A 16,586-nucleotide genomic window follows, 5' to 3' on the forward strand; every position below is an offset into this window, starting at 1 on the left:
TTTATCAGCTGTTCCGTGTTCCCGCCAAACCCGGCGGTTCGTACGCAACACCCGAACGGGGGTGAAGCCCGATATGCTTCATGCTTTTCCGACTCGAAGTCGAATTCGTGTGAAGCGACTCCCCGACCCTACCGGACCCGAGCAGATGCTCAGACCATTACGGCCGGAAAAGGTATGTGATCGCCGCCCACCTTCCGAGCCGACTCTCTGGCTTCACACCTATGAGGAGGGCACGCCGGTGCCGCGGCGACTCAACGACTATAGGCGTTGGGCCCGGCGGCGTCAACTCGCCTGTTCGATGGGGGGTATCCCCCACCTCTTCAGACGATCCGCCTCGGCTGCCTCCAGCAGCTCTACCGCGGACGACGCCCCCGGGCGAGTCGATCTCCTCACGGAGACCGGCTGTCTGTGGTCCGACCCCAGGGCCGGGTAACCCTCATCGTCCCCCGGTTCCCCAGTGCTCAAACACCGGGGAACCGGATTCCTCGCAGAGGCCGGACAGGCCCCGAGCAGCCGTCCTCCCAGCCGCTCGGAAACCGGGTCACAGCATGTCGGCCAGCTCCCGGGCGAGAGCGCGGAACGCGATCCCCCGGTGGCTGATCGCGTTCTTCTCCTCCGAGGGCATCTCCGCCGTGGTCCGGGTTCCCCCCTCGGGAACGAACACCGGGTCGTAGCCGAACCCGTTCTCCCCGCGGCGCTCCCGCAGGATCCGTCCGCGCAGTACGCCCTCGGTCACCGCCTCGACGCCGTCGGGCAGCACCAGCGCCGCCGCGCACACGAACCTGGCGCCACGGCGCTCCGGCGGGGTGTCCGCGAGCTGGTCCAGGACCAGGTCCAGGTTGGCGCGGTCCCGGTCCGGCCCACCGAACCTGCCGGCCCACCGGGCCGACAGCACACCCGGCATCCCGTTGAGTTCGTCCACACTGAGGCCGGAGTCGTCCGCCACCGCGGGCAGACCGGTGTGCGACGCGATCGCCCGAGCCTTGAGCAGGGCGTTGCCCGTGAACGTGGGCTCGGTCTCGGGAACCTCCGGCGCGTCCGGAAAGGCGTCGAGCGCAAGTACACGTGCTTCGACGCCGGAGCCGGAGAGGATCTCCCGCAGTTCCGGGACCTTCTTCGCGTTCCGGGTGGCCAGGACGATCTGCACTGTTCCACCTCCTGTGGGCAGGCCGCCGATGCGCCTGCCGACACCGCTCTGCGTGGTCACTCCGCCAGGGCCTTCTTTTGCAGTGCGGTCAGCTCCTCGCATCCGCCGACCGCGAGATCGAGCAGCGAGTCGAGCAGTTTCCGGTCGAAGGGGGCACCCTCCGCGGTGCCCTGCACCTCCACGAACTCGCCGCCCCCGGTGACCACGACGTTCATGTCCGTCTGCGCGACCGAGTCCTCCAGGTAGTTCAGGTCCAGGCGGGGCTGGCCCTGGACCACGCCCACGCTGACCGCGGCCAGGGAGCCGGTCAGCGGGTTGTTCTTGAGCTTGCGGCGCTTGCGCAGCCACCTCATCGCGTCGGCCATCGCCACGTACGCCCCGGTGATCGCGGCGGTACGGGTACCGCCGTCGGCCTGGAGGACGTCGCAGTCGAGCGTGATGGTGTGCTCACCCATCGCCTTGAAGTCCACGACCGCGCGCAGGGAGCGGCCGATGAGGCGGGAGATCTCGTGCGTGCGCCCGCCGATCTTGCCGCGTACGGACTCCCGGGCGCCCCGAGTGTCGGTGGAGCGGGGAAGCATCGCGTACTCCGCGGTGACCCATCCCTCACCTGTGCCCCGGCGCCACCGGGGGACGCCGTCCTCCACTGTGGCCGCGCACAGCACACGGGTCTCCCCGAACTCGATGAGCACGGAGCCCTCCGCGTGGCGAAGCCAGTTTCGGTTGATGGTCACGGGTCGGAGTTGGGTCGGAACGCGTCCGTCAGGTCGAGCCATGCAAAGAGCGTATATCCGCGAGGTGCCCGTCGGCGCGGGAGTCGCCGAGTGTGCGTCCGCGGATCCGGGGGCCGGATGGGCTCCTCTGAGCGGCTTTCGCACGTGTCGTCCGGTTCCCCGGTCACTCCCCGAGCGTGTGGACCTGGCCGCTGCGAGCGAGGCCGATGGGGCCGCTGTAGGTGGAGCGCGCCTCCGCCAGGGTCACCTCGTCGTCGTTCCACGGCACCAGGTGGGTGAGGATCAGGCTCCGCGCCCCGGCCCGGCTGGCGTGCTCCCCGGCCTCGCTGCCGGTGAGGTGCATGTCCTTGGGGTGCTCGCGGTGGTCCTGGAAGGCGGCTTCGCACAGGAACAGGTCGGTGCCGGCTGCCAGCGCCACAAGGGAGTCGCAGGTGCCCGTGTCCCCGGAGTAGGCCAGGCTCCGTCCCTGGTGCTCCAGCCGGATACCGAACGCCGTCACCGGGTGGTTGACCCGGTCCACGCGAGCGGTGAACGGGCCGATCGCGAACTCACCGGGGGCGAGTTCGTGGAAGTCGAAGGCCCCCGTCATACCGGGGTCGGCGTCGAGCCCGTACGCCTCGGCCATTCGCAGGGCGACGCCTTCCGGACCGTAGACCGGGATGCGGTGTTTGGGACCCTCCGGGTGGTACGTCCTGGCGACCCAGTAGGAGCAGAGGTCGAAGCAGTGGTCGGCGTGCAGATGGCTCAGGTAGACGGCGTCCACGGAGTAGATGTCGATGTGGCGCTGCAGCGTACCGAGCGACCCGTTCCCCATGTCGAGGAGCAGGCGGAAGCCGTCCGCCTCGACCAGGTAGCAGGAGGCCGAACTGTCCGGTCCGGGGAAGCTCCCGGAGGACCCGATAATCGTGAGTCGCACGTCGTCGCCTTTTCGATGGGCCGCGCGGCGTCCTTGGCACCCCGTCGTCTGTCGACACTGAGCGCGGATGGCGGCTGGTTCTGCGGATGTACCCGTTGTTACGGGTCTACCCCAACGACCAGCCCGGTGGCACAAAATGTGGCGCGCATCTCAAGCGGGGCCCGTCACGTGTACCCTCTCGCCCTGTCCGCCCGGCTCCACCCGGTTCACTCAACGCATTCCGGACCACCCCGCGAACACGGCGAAGGCCGGTGCCCGTCGGCACCGGCCCCCGTGGAGGTCTCCCGCACGCGTGGAGGTCAGGCCCAGAGCTGCCCCTCCAGGCGCTCCTCGGCCTCTTCGAGCGTCCCCTCGTAGGCCCCCGTGGACAGGTACTTCCACCCGGCGTCGGCGATGACGAACACGATGTCGGCGCGCTCGCCCGCCTTCTCGGCCTTCTTCGCCATCCCCATGGCCGCGTGCAGGGCACCACCCGTGGAGATACCCGCGAAGATGCCCTCCTGGTCCAGGAGCTGGCGGGTCCGCTTGAGAGCGGCGTCCGAGGGCACGGAGAAGCGGGTGGTGAGCACGCTCTCGTCGTAGAGCTCGGGGACGAACCCCTCGTCCAGGTTGCGCAGGCCGTAGACGAGCTCGCCGTAGCGCGGCTCGGCGGCGACGATCCGGACGTCCGGCCGGTGCTCGCTCAGGTAGCGCCCCACACCCATGAGGGTCCCGGTGGTCCCGAGACCGGCCACGAAGTGGGTGATCTCCGGCAGGTCGGCGAGGATCTCCGGACCCGTCGTCTCATAGTGGGCGCGGGCGTTGGCCGGGTTGCCGTACTGGTACAGCATCACCCAGTCGGGGTGCTCCTTGGCCATCTCCTTCGCGACGCGCACGGCCTCGTTGGAACCGCCGGCCGCGTCGGAGAAGTGGACCTCGGCGCCCCACATCGAGAGCAGTTGCTTGCGCTCGGCGGAGGTGTTCTCCGGCATCACGCACACCATGCGGTAGCCGCGCAGCTTCGCGACCATGGCCAGGGAGATCCCGGTGTTCCCCGACGTCGGCTCCAGGATCGTGCAGCCCGGGGAGAGCAACCCGTCCTTCTCGGCCTGCTCGATCATGAAGAACGCCGCGCGGTCCTTGATCGAGCCGGTGGGGTTGCGGTCCTCCAGCTTCGCCCACAACCGGACCTCCGGGGAGGGCGAGAGCCGGGGGAGCCCGACCAGGGGCGTACCGCCGAGGGAGTCGAGCAGCGAGTCGTAGCGCATGTCCCCGAACCCGGCCCTAGCGGCTTCCGCCGGCTACCGCCGGCAGGATGGTCACGCTGTCGCCGTCGGAGAGCTTGGCCTCCAGTCCGCCGACGAAACGGACGTCCTCGTCGTTCAGGTACACGTTGATGAACCGGCGCAGCTTCCCTCCGTCCACCAGGCGCTCACCGATGCCGGGGTAGCGGCTGTCCAGGTCGGTGAAGAGCCCTCCGAGGGTGTCACCGGACCCCTCGACGACCTTGGCGTCCCCGGTCAGGTTGCGGAGGATGGTGGGAATGCGGACCTCGATGGCCATGAAGATGTCTCCGTTAGCGGTGATGGTTGTGCGTTCATTCCCAACGGGCGCCGCGCCGGTCCCATTCCGGGCGGCGGCCCGCCGGTGCGAACCGGGCGGTCCGCGAAAGGACGGGCTACTCTCCGTCCCCGGCGACCTCGACCGGTTCCTCGGTGACCCGGCCGTCGACGATCCGGTAGGAGCGGAACTCGACGGTCTCGGGGTCGCGTGTGGACACCAGGACGTAGTGGGCACCGGGTTCGGACGCATAGGAGATGTCGGTACGCGAAGGGTAGGCCTCGGTGGCGGTGTGCGAGTGGTAGATGACGACGGGTTCCTCGTCGTTGTCGTCCATCTCACGCCAGACCTTCAACTGTTCGAGAGAGTCGAACCGGTAGAAGGTGGGCGATCTCTCGGCGTTGATCATCTCGACGAACCGCTCGGGACGGTCGGAGCCCTCGGGCCCGGCCACGACGCCGCACGCCTCGTCCGGGTGGTCGCGGCGGGCGTGGGCGACGATCTTGTCGTAGATCGAGCGATCAATCCTCAGCATGGTTCCAGGGTACCCACATCCCGTTCCCTACCAACCAGGTGGGTATTGATACGGCCCCCGTCGGACGCGCCGCCGGTGGGGCGCCCCCGCTCCACCGTGCCACACCGGACTAGGCTTTCGGACATGAACCAGGACAGCAGCGGGCTGCTCACCGACCACTACGAGCTGACGATGCTCCAGGGGGCCCTGTCCAGCGGCGCCGCCGGACGGCGGTCGGTCTTCGAGATGTTCGGGCGCCGGCTGCCCGAGGGCCGCCGGTACGGCGTCGTCTCCGGGACCGGACGCTTCCTGGACCTGCTGGAGCGGTTCCGGTTCTCCTCGGCCGAACTCGACTTCCTCTCCGACCACGGCGTGGTGGACGAGGCGACCCTAGAGTGGCTGTCCGCCTACAGGTTCACCGGAGACATCTGGGGCTACGGCGAGGGCGAGGCCTACTTCCCCGGCTCGCCGATCATGGTCGTGGAGGCCTCCTTCGCCGAGGCCGTCATCCTGGAGACCCTCGCGCTCTCGGTGTTCAACCACGACAGCGCGATCGCCTCCGCCGCCTCTCGCATGGTGGTCGCGGCGGGCGAGAGGCCCATCATCGAGATGGGGTCGCGCCGCACCCACGAGCGGTCGGCGACGGCCGCCGCGCGCGCCGCCTACCTGGCCGGGTTCGCGAGCACCTCCAACCTGGAGGCGGGGCGCTCGTTCGGGGTGCCGACCGGGGGCACGGCCGCCCACGCCTTCACCCTGCTGCACGACAACGAGCGGCACGCCTTCGAGACGCAACTGGCGACGATGGGCCGGCAGACCACCCTTCTGGTCGACACCTTCGACGTCCACCGCGCCGTGGGGACCGCCGTGGAGCTGGCCGGGCCCGAGCTGGGTGCGGTGCGTATCGACTCCGGCGACCTGGGTACGACCGCCGCCAAGGTGCGTGAGCAGCTCGACGGCCTGGGCGCGCGCGAGACGCGCATCGTGGTCACCGGGGACCTGGACGAGTACGCGATCCAGGCGCTGGCGGTGGCGCCCGTGAACGGCTACGGCGTGGGCACGGCCCTGGTCACCGGTTCGGGCGCGCCGACGGTGTCGCTGGTCTACAAGTTGGTGGCACGGGCGCGCGGCACCGCGCCGGACGCGCCTCTGGAGCCCGTCGCCAAGCGTTCGATCGGCAAGCCGAGCCGGGGCGGGCGCAAGTGGGCCCTGCGGCGTCTGGACGGCCGGGGAACGGCAGTGAGCGAGGAGGTCTACCCGCACGAGCCGCCGGAGGCGAAGGGGACGCGGCCGCTGCTGCGTCCGCTGGTGGCCGGCGGCGAGGTGGTCGGGCGCGAGAGCGTGCACCAGGCGCGCCAGCGCCACCGGGAGACCCTGGCCGAACTGCCCGAGGAGGCGCTGCGGATGTCGCGCGGCGACGCCGCACTGCCCACCGTCTTCCATTGATTCGCGAAGAGACGAGGAGGACGCCATGAAGGCACTGATCGTGGTGGACGTGCAGAACGACTTCTGTGAAGGGGGCAGCCTAGCGGTGAAGGGCGGAGCCGAGACCGCCGCCGCCGTCACGGAGTACCTGCGCGCGAACGCCGACGACTACAACCACGTGGTGGCCACACGCGACCACCACATCGACCCGGGGGACCACTTCTCCGACGACCCCGACTTCGTCAGGAGCTGGCCCCGGCACTGCGTGGCCGGGACCGAGGGCGCGCGGTTCCACCCCGCCTTCGACGCCGCGGCCGCCGACGAGGTGTTCAGCAAGGGGCAGTACTCCGACGGGTACAGCGGGTTCGAGGGCACCGGTGACGACGGCTCCTCGCTGGCCGCATGGCTGCGCGCCCACGACGTGGACGAGGTGGACGTCGTGGGGATCGCCACCGACCACTGTGTGCGCGCCACGGCGCTGGACGCGGCGGGCGAGGGGCTGCGTACCCGTGTCCTGCTCGGGCTCACCGCCGGGGTGGCGCGCCCGACGGTGGACGCGGCGCTGGAGGAGTTGCGCGCGGCCGGGGTCGCGCTTGAGGGCGAGCCCCGGATCGGCTGAGGCGCGGGACCCGCCCGCGGACGCCGACCGGGGCCCGGTCGGCGTCCATGGGCGGGCTCAGGCGACGCCGATGGCGGCGCGCACCCTGTCGACGGTGGCCCGGGCGCGCTCGCGGGCGCACTCGGAGCCCTCCAGCAGGATCGCGTCGATGCGCTCGGGCTCGGCCATGAGCTCCTCGTAGCGCTCGCGCTTGGGGGCGATCTCGGCGTTGACCGCCTCGAACAGTTCGTTCTTGAGTTCGCCCCAGCCCATCCCGCCCTTCTCCAGGCGCACGCGCACCTCGGCGACCTGGTCGGCGTCGGCGAAGTGCCGCAGGAGCTGGAAGGGGACGGAGCTCTCGGGGTCCTTGGGGTCCTCGACCGGGGTGGAGTCGGTCGGGATCCTACGGATCGCCTTCTTGAGCTTGTTCTCCGGCAGGAACAGCGGGATGTGGTTGTCGTAGGACTTGCTCATCTTGCGGCCGTCCACGCCAGGGAGGATGCTCGCCTCCCCCTCGTCGATGACGCCCTTGGGGAGCGGGAAGGTGTAGCCCTCCCCGAAGCGGTGGTTGAAGTACCCGGCGATGTCGACGGTGTACTCCAGGTGCTGTGTCTGGTCGCGGCCGACGGGCACGTGTGTGCTCTCCATGACCAGGATGTCGGCGGCCATGAGGATGGGGTAGTTGAACAGCCCCATGTTGATCCCGGCGTCCAGGTCGGTGATCCCGGCCTCGACGTTGCGGTCGCGGGCGGCCTTGTAGGCGTGCGCCCGGTTCATGAGGCCCTTGGGGGTGAGGGTGCTCAGGATGGTGGTGAGCTCGAAGGTCTCGGGCACCCGCGACTGCTGGTAGACGACGGTCCGCCGCGGGTCGAGCCCGCACGCGATCCAGGTGGCAGCTCCGGACCGGATGCTGTGCCGGAGCTCCCCGGCGTCCTTGACGGTGTTGAGTGCGTGGTAGTCGGCGATGAAGTAGTACGTGTCGTACTGTTCGGCCGCCGCGAGGGCGGGCTTGATCGCACCGACGTAGTTGCCCAGGTGGAAGTCGCCGGTGGGCTTGATCCCGGTCAGGTAGGTGTTCGCTGCCATGGCAACAGACTATCGGCGCGCGGAGGCCTTCCCCGCGCGGAAGGCCGTCCAGTGCTGGACCATCCGGTCCGCCTGGCCCTGGGTGAAGTGGGTCATGCAGCCGTCGTGCGAGTAGTTCATGAAGTTGGTGACGGGGTCGGTCCCGCGCCGCTCGCGGCAACTGTCGCGCCCGCGCGGGCAGCCCGCGGCGGCCTCCCGCTCGTAGGGGGTGTCGTCGACGTAGTCCCCCGGCCGGGCGCAGCCGTTCTGGAAGGTGTGGAACAGGCCCAGCCAGTGCCCGATCTCGTGTGTGGCGGTGTGGCCCAGGTCGAAGCCCCGGCGGGACCCGCCCGGCAGCGACCTGTAGGAGATCACCACCCCGTCCTGCTCGGGCCGGTCCCTCTGGTCCTGGGGGAAGGTCGAGTATCCGAGGAGGTCGCCCGCCAGGTCGGTCGTGTAGAGGTTGAGCGTCTCGGCGCCGCCCCGGTGCAGGTCCGCGCGGATCTCGTCGCGGTGGGCGGTGAAGTCGTCGAACCAGGTGTCGTCCACCGTGCGGGTGATCTCGCGCAGTCTGAAGCGGAATCCGGTGTCGGCGCCCTGGCCGGCGAACCCGCCGCCATAGGCCTGGTTGAGCACGTGGATCTGCTCTCGGATCCGGTGGTCGCTCACCCGCCCGCGCCCGTCCGAGGCTGAGACGACGTGCACCACGACCGGGACCTCGCGCGAGTCCGCGACCGCGGACCTCTGCCCGTGCATCGACGACAGGGCGTCCTGGAGCCGGCGTTCGTACTCGGCGGCCTGGTGCGGGGTGAGTTCGGAGCCGACGGGGAGCCGGGAGGCCGCGGCGGGGTCGGCCACACGCGCCGCCGTGGCGGGGTCGCACTCCTCGTACCGCTCGCCCGGGTCGGCGGTGCCGCTCCCCTCCCCGGGGGCCATCGCCACCGTTCCCGCCAGGGCGACGCCGCACAGCACCAGTCCCGACCACAGCGCGGCTGATCCGCCGCCAGAGCATCGTGCCATCACGCCACGGAATGTATAGTAACAATTACTCTGGGTCGATACACCGTGCTCGGACTTGCGAACTGTTTGCTAACTACGGCCCACGGCCCAGTCGCGGATCTTCGCGATCCTCTCCCGGATCTGCGACGAGGAGGCCTGCGCCACCGGCGGGCCGCCACAGGCCCGGCGCAGCTCGTTGTGGATGACGCCGTGCGGCTTGCCGGTCCGGTGGTGCCAGGCGCCCACGAGCCCGCTGAGCTCCTTGCGCAGCCCCGCCAGGACCTCGTGCGCGGCCCCCTCCCGTTCGGGTTCGGGCTCACCGGTCTTCCTGGCCCGGATCTCCCCGGCCTTGAGGTCGGCCTTGCGCTTGCGCAGCAACTGGGAGACCTGTTCGGGTTCGAGCAGCCCCGGGAGGCCGAGAAAGTCCTCCTCCTCGGAGGAGCCGGGCATCCCGCCGTACTCGGCCCCGTCGTAGAGCGCACGGTCGAACTCCGCTGCGGACTCCATGGTCTCGAACGGCAGCTCCTCCCCGGCGTCGGGGGTGTCGCGCTTCTTGTTCGCCTCCTTGAGCAGGTCCTCCTCGGGGAAGCCGTCCTCCGCGGGTGTCCTGTCCAGGACGTGGTCGCGCTCGCGCTCCATCTCCCCCGCGTACTCCAGCAGGGTGGGCACCGAGGGCAGGAACACCGACGCGACCTCGCCGCGCTGGCGCACACGCACGAAGCGGCCGACCGCCTGGGCGAAGAACAGGGCGGTGCTGGTGGAGGTCGCGTACACGCCCACCATCAGGCGGGGCACGTCCACCCCCTCCGAGACCATGCGCACCGCCACCATCCACCGGTCGTCGCCGTCGGCGAACCGGGAGATCTTCTTGGAGGCCGCGGGGTCGTCGGACAGGACCACGGTCGCGCCCTTGCCGGTGATCTGGCGCAGGATGCGCGCGTAGGCGCGGGCGTTCTCGTGGTCGCTGGCGATGACCAGGCCGCCCGCATCCGGGTGGGTCTTGCGGACCTCGGTCAGGCGGCGGTCGGCGGCGTGGAGCACCTTCTTGATCCAGTCGCCCTTGGGGTCGAGCGCGGCGCGCCATGCCTGGGAGAGGGCGTCCTGGGTAAGTGGCTCGCCCAGGCGGGCGGCGAGCTCGTCGCCCGCACGGGTGCGCCAGCGCATCTCACCGGAGTAGGCCATGAAGATGACCGGGCGCACCACCCCGTCCTCCAGGGCGGGAGCGTACCCGTAGCTGTAGTCCCAGGAGCACCGGCGCACCCCGGCCACGTCCTGGACGTAGTCCACGAAGGGGATCGGGTTGACGTCGGAGCGGAAGGGGGTCCCGGTCAGGCTCAGCCGCCGCGCCGCCGGATCGAAGGCCTCCCGGACCGCCTCGCCCCAGGACAGGGCGTCGCCCGCGTGGTGGACCTCGTCGAAGATGACGAGGGTCTTGCGCGCCTCCGTGCGGTTGCGGTGCAGCATGGGGTGCGCCGCGACCTGGGCGTAGGTGACCGCCACCCCGACGTACTGGCGGCCCGGGGCGCCCTGGCCGTTCTTGAAGTCGGGGTCGATCGCCAGACCGAAGCGGGCCGCGGCCTGGGCCCACTGCTTCTTCAGGTGTTCGGTGGGGCACACGATCGTGATCGCGCGCACCGCGTACCGTTGGAGGAGTTCGCTCGCCAGGGTGAGGGCGAACGTGGTCTTGCCCGCGCCGGGTGTCGCCACCGCGAGGAAGTCGCGCGGCTCCCGGCGGAAGTACTCCTCGAACGCCTCCAGTTGCCATGCGCGGAGCCCGCGCAGGCGTTCCTCCATCGTGGCCTGCGTCACCGTCATTCGATCGATCCCCCATCGCTCACCCGCTAGAGGTTAGCGTCCCCGACGGACCGAACCGAGGGGCGTGTCCGTGGCGCCCGCCACGTCAGCCCTCGGCGGCCTCCCCCGCGCCGGAGCCCCCGGTTCCGGCGCCCTCGACCTCCACGGCGCCGTCGTTGAACGGCATGTGCGGCGAGATCTCGGGGAAGGCGAAGAACCACAGGAGGGCGAGCACCCCGAACAGCAGGCCGAGCGCCATGATCAGCTTGGACGGCCAGGGGCCGGGAAGCACACGCCAGATGAGACCGTACATCGCCCTACTCCTCCTCGGCTTCCGGTGCCATGTGCGCGATCTCCTCCGGCATGCCGTCGGACTTGGGGGTGGTCTCGGCGAGCTCGGCCCAGACGATCAGACGGTGCGTGTTGTTCAGCTTGGGGGCACAGGTGGTGAGCGTGATGAGGCTGCGCTCGGGGGCCTCGTCGGTGGCGTCGTCGAACGGGTCGGGCTCGATGACCCAGACGTCTCCGGGAAGGACCGTCTGCTCCTCGAACACCCTGTAGGTGTAGAAGTTCTCGGCGTCCTCCAGGACCATCACGTCGCCGTCCTCAAGCTGGTCGATGTCCCAGAACAGGCCGGGGGTGCGGTGCGCGGCGACGGCGTAGTTGCCGACCGCGCCGGGCTCGCTGCCGTAGTCGGTGTAGTGCCCCGGGCTGTTGAGGATGTCGCTGGGCGTGGTCCCGTTGACCACAACCCAGTCCAGGTCGAGGGAGGGCAGGTACAGGCGGCTGTCGGCGCTTCCGGGCAGGGGCTCGGACTCCGGCCCGGGCTCCGTGTCCTCCTCTGCCGCGGCCTCGGCGGCCCAGGCCTCCTCCAGCCCCTGCGCCAGTTCCTGCTGCTCGCGCTCGGTCTCCCACTGGCCGCCGTACACCTCGTAGGAGGCGTAGAACAGCATCAGCAGACCGACGGTCAGCAGGACCTCGCCGATGGTGCGGACGATACCGCGCACCACGTCACCGGTGGTGTGCCGGGACGCGGGCGGTCTGCGGCGCCTGCCCGCCGAGCCCCGGCGCCCCCGCCGGGATCCGGAAGCGCCGTGCCTGTGCCGTTCGGTTGTGGAGACCAATGAGGACCTACTCCTGTGGATACTCGCGCGGCCAGCCGTGGGCGTCCACCCGTGTGGGACCGCCCACAGAACGGTACCTGCACAGGGCGGACTTAGGTGGCCGCATGCCCCAAATCGCGCGCGACCACGATAACCGTCCAGAGGGCGGGAGGGGGACGGGAAACGCCAACGGGCAGGGCCCCGGCGCGGAGCCCGCCGCCGGGGCCCTGCCCGCATGGGCGGGCGCCCGCGTCACGTCACGCGTTCTTCATGAGGTCCTCGTAGGCCTTCTTGCAGTCCGGGCACACCGGGAACTTCTTCGGGTCCCGGTTGGGCACCCACACCTTGCCGCACAGGGCGATCACCGGGTTGCCGGTCACGGCGCTCTCGGTGATCTTGTCCTTCTGCACGTAGTGGGCGAAGCGCTCGCGGTCACCGTCATCGTGGGAGATGTCCGGTTTGGTCTCGCTGTCCGGCAGAACCTTGTTCAGGACGTCCATCGACATGGTTCCTCACACCTTTCGAAGTCTGTGTCCCACGGTATAGGGTGCCACCCGCCCAGCGGCGGCTCAGTTCAGTTCGGGGTCGTCTGGATAGGTCGACAGCAGCGCCAGGGTGCCGCCCTGGCGGCGCAGCACCCGGCCCCACAGCCCCTCCGGGGCGGCCGTGAACACGTCGTCGGCGGTGGCGGACACGACGAACCAGGCGCCCTCCTCGATCTCACCGGCCAACTGCCCGGAACTCCACCCCGCGTAGCCGTCGAAGACGCGCAGCGCCGTCAGCGAGGCGTCCGCCGTGTCCGGCGTGCGCCCCAGGTCCACCATCCCCACCGACTCCAGGCCCGAACGGGGACCGAGCCCCTCCAGCGGGGACCATCCCTCCGGCCTGCCGTCGAGGGCCGCGGCGCCCAGGGCGATCCCGGAACCGGTGCCGACGGGTCCTCCGGAGAACACGACCGCGGGCTCACTGGCGCGGCCGCCCCACTCGGCGACGACCGCACCGACGGCCGCGTCCGAGGGGCGATTGAGGATCACGCCCAGGGTTCCGTCGGCGGTGTCGTCCACGACGAACACCACCGACCTCCTGAAGGAGTCCTCCCTCAGCATCGGGGCGGCCACCAGCAGGCTCCCCGTCAGCGTCGTCCGGTCCATGCTCCACCTTCCGGGTTCGGGCGCGGGCGCGCGCCTCACACGTCCCGGCCGCGCTGGGCCGCTTCGCGCACGGCGGTGGCCACGTGGGCGGACAGGTCGGAGTGGAACACGCTCGGGATGATGTAGTTCGGTCCGAGTTCGTCCTCGGTCACCACGTCCGCCAGGGCCTCGGCCGCCGCCACCATCATGTCGGAGGTGACCTCGTGGCTCTGCGCGTCGAGCAGGCCACGGAAGACACCGGGGAAGACCAGCACGTTGTTGATCTGGTTGGGGTAGTCGCTGCGTCCGGTGGCCACCACGTCGGCGTGCAGGTGCGCGATCTCGGGGTCGACCTCGGGGTCGGGGTTGGCCAGGGCGAAGATGATCGAGCCCTCGTTCATCTCGGCGATGTCCTCACCGCCGAGCACGTTGGGTGCGGAGACCCCGATGAACACGTCCGCCCCGGCCACGGCCCCCCTGAGGTCGCCGGAGTAGCCCTCGGGGTTGGTGTGTTCAGCGATCCAGCCCAGGTTGTCGCCCAGCTCATCGCGGCCGGTGTGGACGGCGCCGTGCACGTCGCAGACGATGATGTCCTTGGCGCCGGCGTGCATGAGGAGTTTGAGGATGGCCGTGCCGGCCGCGCCCGCGCCGGACATGGCGATGCGGACCGCGCTGAGCTCCTTGCCGACCACGCGCAGGGCGTTGCGCAGGGCGGCGAGGACGACGATGGCGGTGCCGTGCTGGTCGTCGTGGAAGACCGGGACGTCGAGCAGCTTCCGCAGGCGGGCCTCGACCTCGAAGCAGCGTGGGGCGGAGATGTCCTCCAGGTTGATGCCGCCGAACCCCGGAGCGATCACCTGCACGGTGCGGACGATCTCGTCGACGTCCTGGGTGTCCAGGGCGATCGGCCAGGCGTCGATGTCGGCGAAGCGTTTGAACAGGGCGGCCTTGCCCTCCATGACCGGCATCGCGGCCTCGGGGCCGATGTTGCCCAGGCCGAGGACGGCGGAGCCGTCGGTGACCACGGCGACGCTGTTGCGCTTGATGGTGAGGCGGCGGGCGTCGTCCTTGTTCTTGGCGATGGCCTGGGAGACGCGGGCGACGCCGGGGGTGTAGGCCATGGACAGCTCGTCGCGGTTGCGCAGCGGCACCTTGGAGGACATCTCGATCTTGCCGCCCAGGTGCATGAGGAAGGTGCGGTCACTGACCTTGTGGACCGTGACACCCTCCACAGACCCCAGGGCGTCGATGATGGTCTGGGCGTGGTCGGTGTCACGCGCGGCGCAGGTGACGTCGATCCGGATGCGCTCGTGCCCGGCGGCCGCGACGTCCAGCGCGGTGACCAGTCCGCCCACCTGCTCGACTGCGCTGGTGAGGCTGCCGACGGCGCTGCCTCCCGCGTCCAGTTCGAGCCGGACGGTGATGGAGTAGGAAACGCTGGGAAGGCTGGCCACGTGTTGCTCCTCGGCTTCTCTCGGTGTCTCGCGCCGGTGGGGCGGCGCTTCCCGCCGCGGCTCGCGGCACACGTGTCCACGGGCGCGGAGGGTGGGACGGAGTCCGCTTCACGCGGTGGTGTTCGCGGGTGTGCCGCGGTCGGCTTCGCCGCGCGAGGGGCCGGGCGGGCACGGTGCGGGGCCGCGCGCCGCCGGTTGGCGCTCACGAACGGGTCGCCTCAGCCTACCCGAGCCGGGGTCGAACCCATAAGCACAAGGCGACATTTACCCGAAAAGTAAAAAACAGCATAATTTTCCGCGACGCCCATCTTGCCAGGGTGCGATCGGTTCGATTCAGACCTGCTCCAGGCTGCTGCGCCGCCGCCCAGCCGCCGCCACCCGGTCCCCGACAGCCCTGACCACGAGTTCGACGCAGGCGAACATCGACAGCACGGTTCCGTCCAGCACCATGTGGTACAGGCTCGGCGAGGCCGGATCGGTCCGGTAGAACCTGCGCACGTAGGCGGTGCGCGCACGGTCGTTGTCGTCGAGCGCCCTCGGTGTGGGCGGCTCGTCGCGCCACCCCTCGCCGTCCTCCCCGAAGCCGGAGTCCCACAGGAGGCGCGCGTGGCGCAGCCGGTCCCGCCGGTCCCCGTCGAGACGGACGTGCAGGGCGGCGGGGTGGTCGGCGAGCACCACCGCGGCGGCGCGGCCCAGGACCACGCCCCCGGTGCGAGCGAACCCGCCGATGACGCGCTCGGTCTCCTCGACGAACTCGTGATCGCAGAGGAGGCGGCCGTAGCGGTCGGCAGCGCCGCTCAGGTGTGCGTCCCAGCCGCCGAGGGTGGCCACGGGCACCCGGGCCGCCCCGACCAGGAGGCGTTCCAGCCGACCGGGACCACGGTCGTCGTGCCGGAGCGCCTCCTCCAGGGAGCAGCCGACACGGGACGCCACCGCGGTCGGGATGGCGCGGTCGAGGAAGGGGACGCCGAGCCGGTCGGCGACGGCCGGACCGACCACGGCGCCCCCTGCACCGAAGGCCGCCGAGACCGTGACCACGGGTACGTCGCCACGGGGTGCGTCGTCGCTGTCCATGGGTGCCTGCCGAATCGTTGGGGATATATACCGCCGATTCCATGTTCGCACCCGTTAATCCAATATTCACCTATGAGTTGCTTAAAAAGAAAGATGCGAAGAATGTCTACTTCGCATCCTCCTCACCGCGATCAGGTCAGAACAGCGCCGAGGTGAGCTTGCGACGCGCGGCCGCCACGCTCGGGTTCCCCGGCGGCAGCAGCTCGAACAGGGAGAGCAGGTGGCCGCGCGCGGCGTCGCGGTCCTCGTCGGCCGTCCGCTTCACCGTGGCGATGAGCCGGTCGAAGGCCTCCTCGAACCTGCCGACGGACATGTCGACGTCGGCCGCCGTGCACTGGGCGGCCACGTCCTCGGGCCGGTCGGCCGCCGCTTGGAGCGCCGCCTCCCCGTCCACGCCCTGGACCCGTCCGGCCAGGCGGACCCGCCCCAGGTTGAGCTTGGCCTCCACGTCCGAGGGGTCTGCCTCGACGGCCTTGGCGTAGGCCGCCTCGGCCGCGGACAGGTCACCGCGCTCCAGCGCCGCCTGCGCCTCGGCCTCCACCGGGTCCACGGCGGGGGCCTGCTCCTCCTCACCTTCGAGGGGCTCGCCCTCGACGGTGCCGGGGTGGCCCGGGGGCAGCATCCCCTGTTCGGCGAGGGCCGCGAACACCTGGCCCAGCCAGTCGCGCAACTGCTCCTCGGTAGCGGGCCCGGTCGGGCCGGGCATGATCTGGCCCTGGACGGCCACGATGATCATCGGTGCGGTGGGCACCCGCAGGGCCTGCACCAACTGCGGGCTCGCCTCGCTGTCGAGCTTGGCCAGGAACCAGTGGCCGCCCGAACGCGCGGACAGGCGGTCCAGGGCGCTTTCGACCTGCTTGGACTGCTCCGACCACCCGGCGAGCACGGCGAGCACGACCGGGGCGGACATCGACCGCTCCAGGACCTGCTCCTGGAAGGTGGCCTCGTCGACGTTGGCTGCGTACGGGTTGGATCGACCGGCCGACTCCTCGGCGCGCTGCTTGGCCTCACGCTCCAGGGCCGCCTTGCGCGCCCCGAGGTCCACGGCACTGTTCGGTGAAAAGTCCGAAGGCTGCATACCTCCATCCTGCCCCATG

At 70.5% G+C, this 16,586-nt stretch carries 18 protein-coding genes; 2 read left to right on the top strand and 16 right to left on the bottom strand.

From position 1 onward, the window contains the following. Window positions 1-541: 541 nt before the first annotated feature. The 6 genes from rdgB to ACFHWE_RS06255 form a co-directional block, all read right to left on the bottom strand. A complete protein-coding gene (rdgB, locus tag ACFHWE_RS06230) occupies window positions 542-1,147 on the bottom strand; it encodes an RdgB/HAM1 family non-canonical purine NTP pyrophosphatase (protein ID WP_416599791.1) in 606 nt (201 codons plus the stop codon). 56 nt (window positions 1,148-1,203) lie between these two features. Continuing rightward, window positions 1,204-1,923, bottom strand: a complete 720-nt coding sequence (gene rph, locus ACFHWE_RS06235; RefSeq protein ID WP_416599648.1) for a ribonuclease PH — start codon at window positions 1,921-1,923, stop codon at window positions 1,204-1,206. A gap of 121 nt (window positions 1,924-2,044) precedes the next feature. Further along, the gene (locus tag ACFHWE_RS06240; protein ID WP_416599649.1) at window positions 2,045-2,797 is read right to left on the bottom strand and encodes an MBL fold metallo-hydrolase; all 753 of its coding nucleotides are present in this window, start codon (window positions 2,795-2,797) and stop codon (window positions 2,045-2,047) included. A gap of 299 nt (window positions 2,798-3,096) precedes the next feature. Then, the gene (locus ACFHWE_RS06245) at window positions 3,097-4,044 is read right to left on the bottom strand and encodes a PLP-dependent cysteine synthase family protein (RefSeq protein WP_416599650.1); all 948 of its coding nucleotides are present in this window, start codon (window positions 4,042-4,044) and stop codon (window positions 3,097-3,099) included. Between the two features lie 16 nt (window positions 4,045-4,060). After that, window positions 4,061-4,339, bottom strand: a complete 279-nt coding sequence (locus tag ACFHWE_RS06250; protein ID WP_416599651.1) for a MoaD/ThiS family protein — start codon at window positions 4,337-4,339, stop codon at window positions 4,061-4,063. A gap of 115 nt (window positions 4,340-4,454) precedes the next feature. Next, window positions 4,455-4,871, bottom strand: coding sequence for a Mov34/MPN/PAD-1 family protein (locus tag ACFHWE_RS06255; RefSeq protein WP_416599652.1), 417 nt, complete (start codon window positions 4,869-4,871; stop codon window positions 4,455-4,457). A 123-nt stretch (window positions 4,872-4,994) separates the two neighbouring features. Here ACFHWE_RS06255 and ACFHWE_RS06260 point away from each other — a divergent pair, with 123 nt between their 5' ends. Then, on the top strand, window positions 4,995-6,293 hold the full coding sequence (locus ACFHWE_RS06260) for a nicotinate phosphoribosyltransferase (protein WP_416599653.1): 1,299 nt from the start codon (window positions 4,995-4,997) through the stop codon (window positions 6,291-6,293). A 25-nt stretch (window positions 6,294-6,318) separates the two neighbouring features. Further along, entirely contained in the window at window positions 6,319-6,891 is a 573-nt protein-coding gene (locus tag ACFHWE_RS06265; RefSeq protein ID WP_416599654.1) for an isochorismatase family protein, read from the top strand. 57 nt (window positions 6,892-6,948) lie between these two features. Here the strand turns inward: ACFHWE_RS06265 and ACFHWE_RS06270 are convergent, their stop codons facing one another. From ACFHWE_RS06270 to ACFHWE_RS06315, 10 genes are all read right to left on the bottom strand, one after another. Further along, a complete protein-coding gene (locus tag ACFHWE_RS06270) occupies window positions 6,949-7,956 on the bottom strand; it encodes a tryptophan--tRNA ligase (protein ID WP_416599655.1) in 1,008 nt (335 codons plus the stop codon). A 9-nt stretch (window positions 7,957-7,965) separates the two neighbouring features. Continuing rightward, the gene (locus ACFHWE_RS06275) at window positions 7,966-8,955 is read right to left on the bottom strand and encodes a zinc metalloprotease (RefSeq protein WP_416599656.1); all 990 of its coding nucleotides are present in this window, start codon (window positions 8,953-8,955) and stop codon (window positions 7,966-7,968) included. A gap of 69 nt (window positions 8,956-9,024) precedes the next feature. Continuing rightward, window positions 9,025-10,749, bottom strand: coding sequence for a DEAD/DEAH box helicase (locus ACFHWE_RS06280; RefSeq protein WP_416599657.1), 1,725 nt, complete (start codon window positions 10,747-10,749; stop codon window positions 9,025-9,027). 85 nt (window positions 10,750-10,834) lie between these two features. Continuing rightward, window positions 10,835-11,041: a hypothetical protein gene (locus ACFHWE_RS06285; RefSeq protein WP_416599658.1), complete on the bottom strand. Its 207-nt coding sequence runs from the start codon at window positions 11,039-11,041 to the stop codon at window positions 10,835-10,837. Window positions 11,042-11,045: 4 nt separating this feature from the next. Then, window positions 11,046-11,852, bottom strand: a complete 807-nt coding sequence (locus ACFHWE_RS06290) for a class E sortase (RefSeq protein ID WP_416599659.1) — start codon at window positions 11,850-11,852, stop codon at window positions 11,046-11,048. A gap of 236 nt (window positions 11,853-12,088) precedes the next feature. Then, the gene (locus ACFHWE_RS06295; RefSeq protein ID WP_028646788.1) at window positions 12,089-12,337 is read right to left on the bottom strand and encodes a DUF3039 domain-containing protein; all 249 of its coding nucleotides are present in this window, start codon (window positions 12,335-12,337) and stop codon (window positions 12,089-12,091) included. Between the two features lie 63 nt (window positions 12,338-12,400). Beyond that, window positions 12,401-12,982, bottom strand: a complete 582-nt coding sequence (locus ACFHWE_RS06300; protein WP_416599660.1) for a YqgE/AlgH family protein — start codon at window positions 12,980-12,982, stop codon at window positions 12,401-12,403. A gap of 35 nt (window positions 12,983-13,017) precedes the next feature. Next, the gene (locus ACFHWE_RS06305; RefSeq protein WP_416599661.1) at window positions 13,018-14,415 is read right to left on the bottom strand and encodes an NAD-dependent malic enzyme; all 1,398 of its coding nucleotides are present in this window, start codon (window positions 14,413-14,415) and stop codon (window positions 13,018-13,020) included. A 333-nt stretch (window positions 14,416-14,748) separates the two neighbouring features. Beyond that, window positions 14,749-15,489 carry an AAA family ATPase gene (locus tag ACFHWE_RS06310; protein ID WP_416599662.1) on the bottom strand — a complete coding sequence of 247 codons (741 nt, stop codon included), beginning with the start codon at window positions 15,487-15,489 and terminating at the stop codon, window positions 14,749-14,751. Between the two features lie 136 nt (window positions 15,490-15,625). After that, entirely contained in the window at window positions 15,626-16,567 is a 942-nt protein-coding gene (locus ACFHWE_RS06315) for a co-chaperone YbbN (RefSeq protein WP_416599663.1), read from the bottom strand. Window positions 16,568-16,586 lie beyond the last annotated feature (19 nt).

The organism is Nocardiopsis sp. LOL_012 (assembly GCF_048060475.1).
Lineage (GTDB): Bacteria > Actinomycetota > Actinomycetes > Streptosporangiales > Streptosporangiaceae > Nocardiopsis.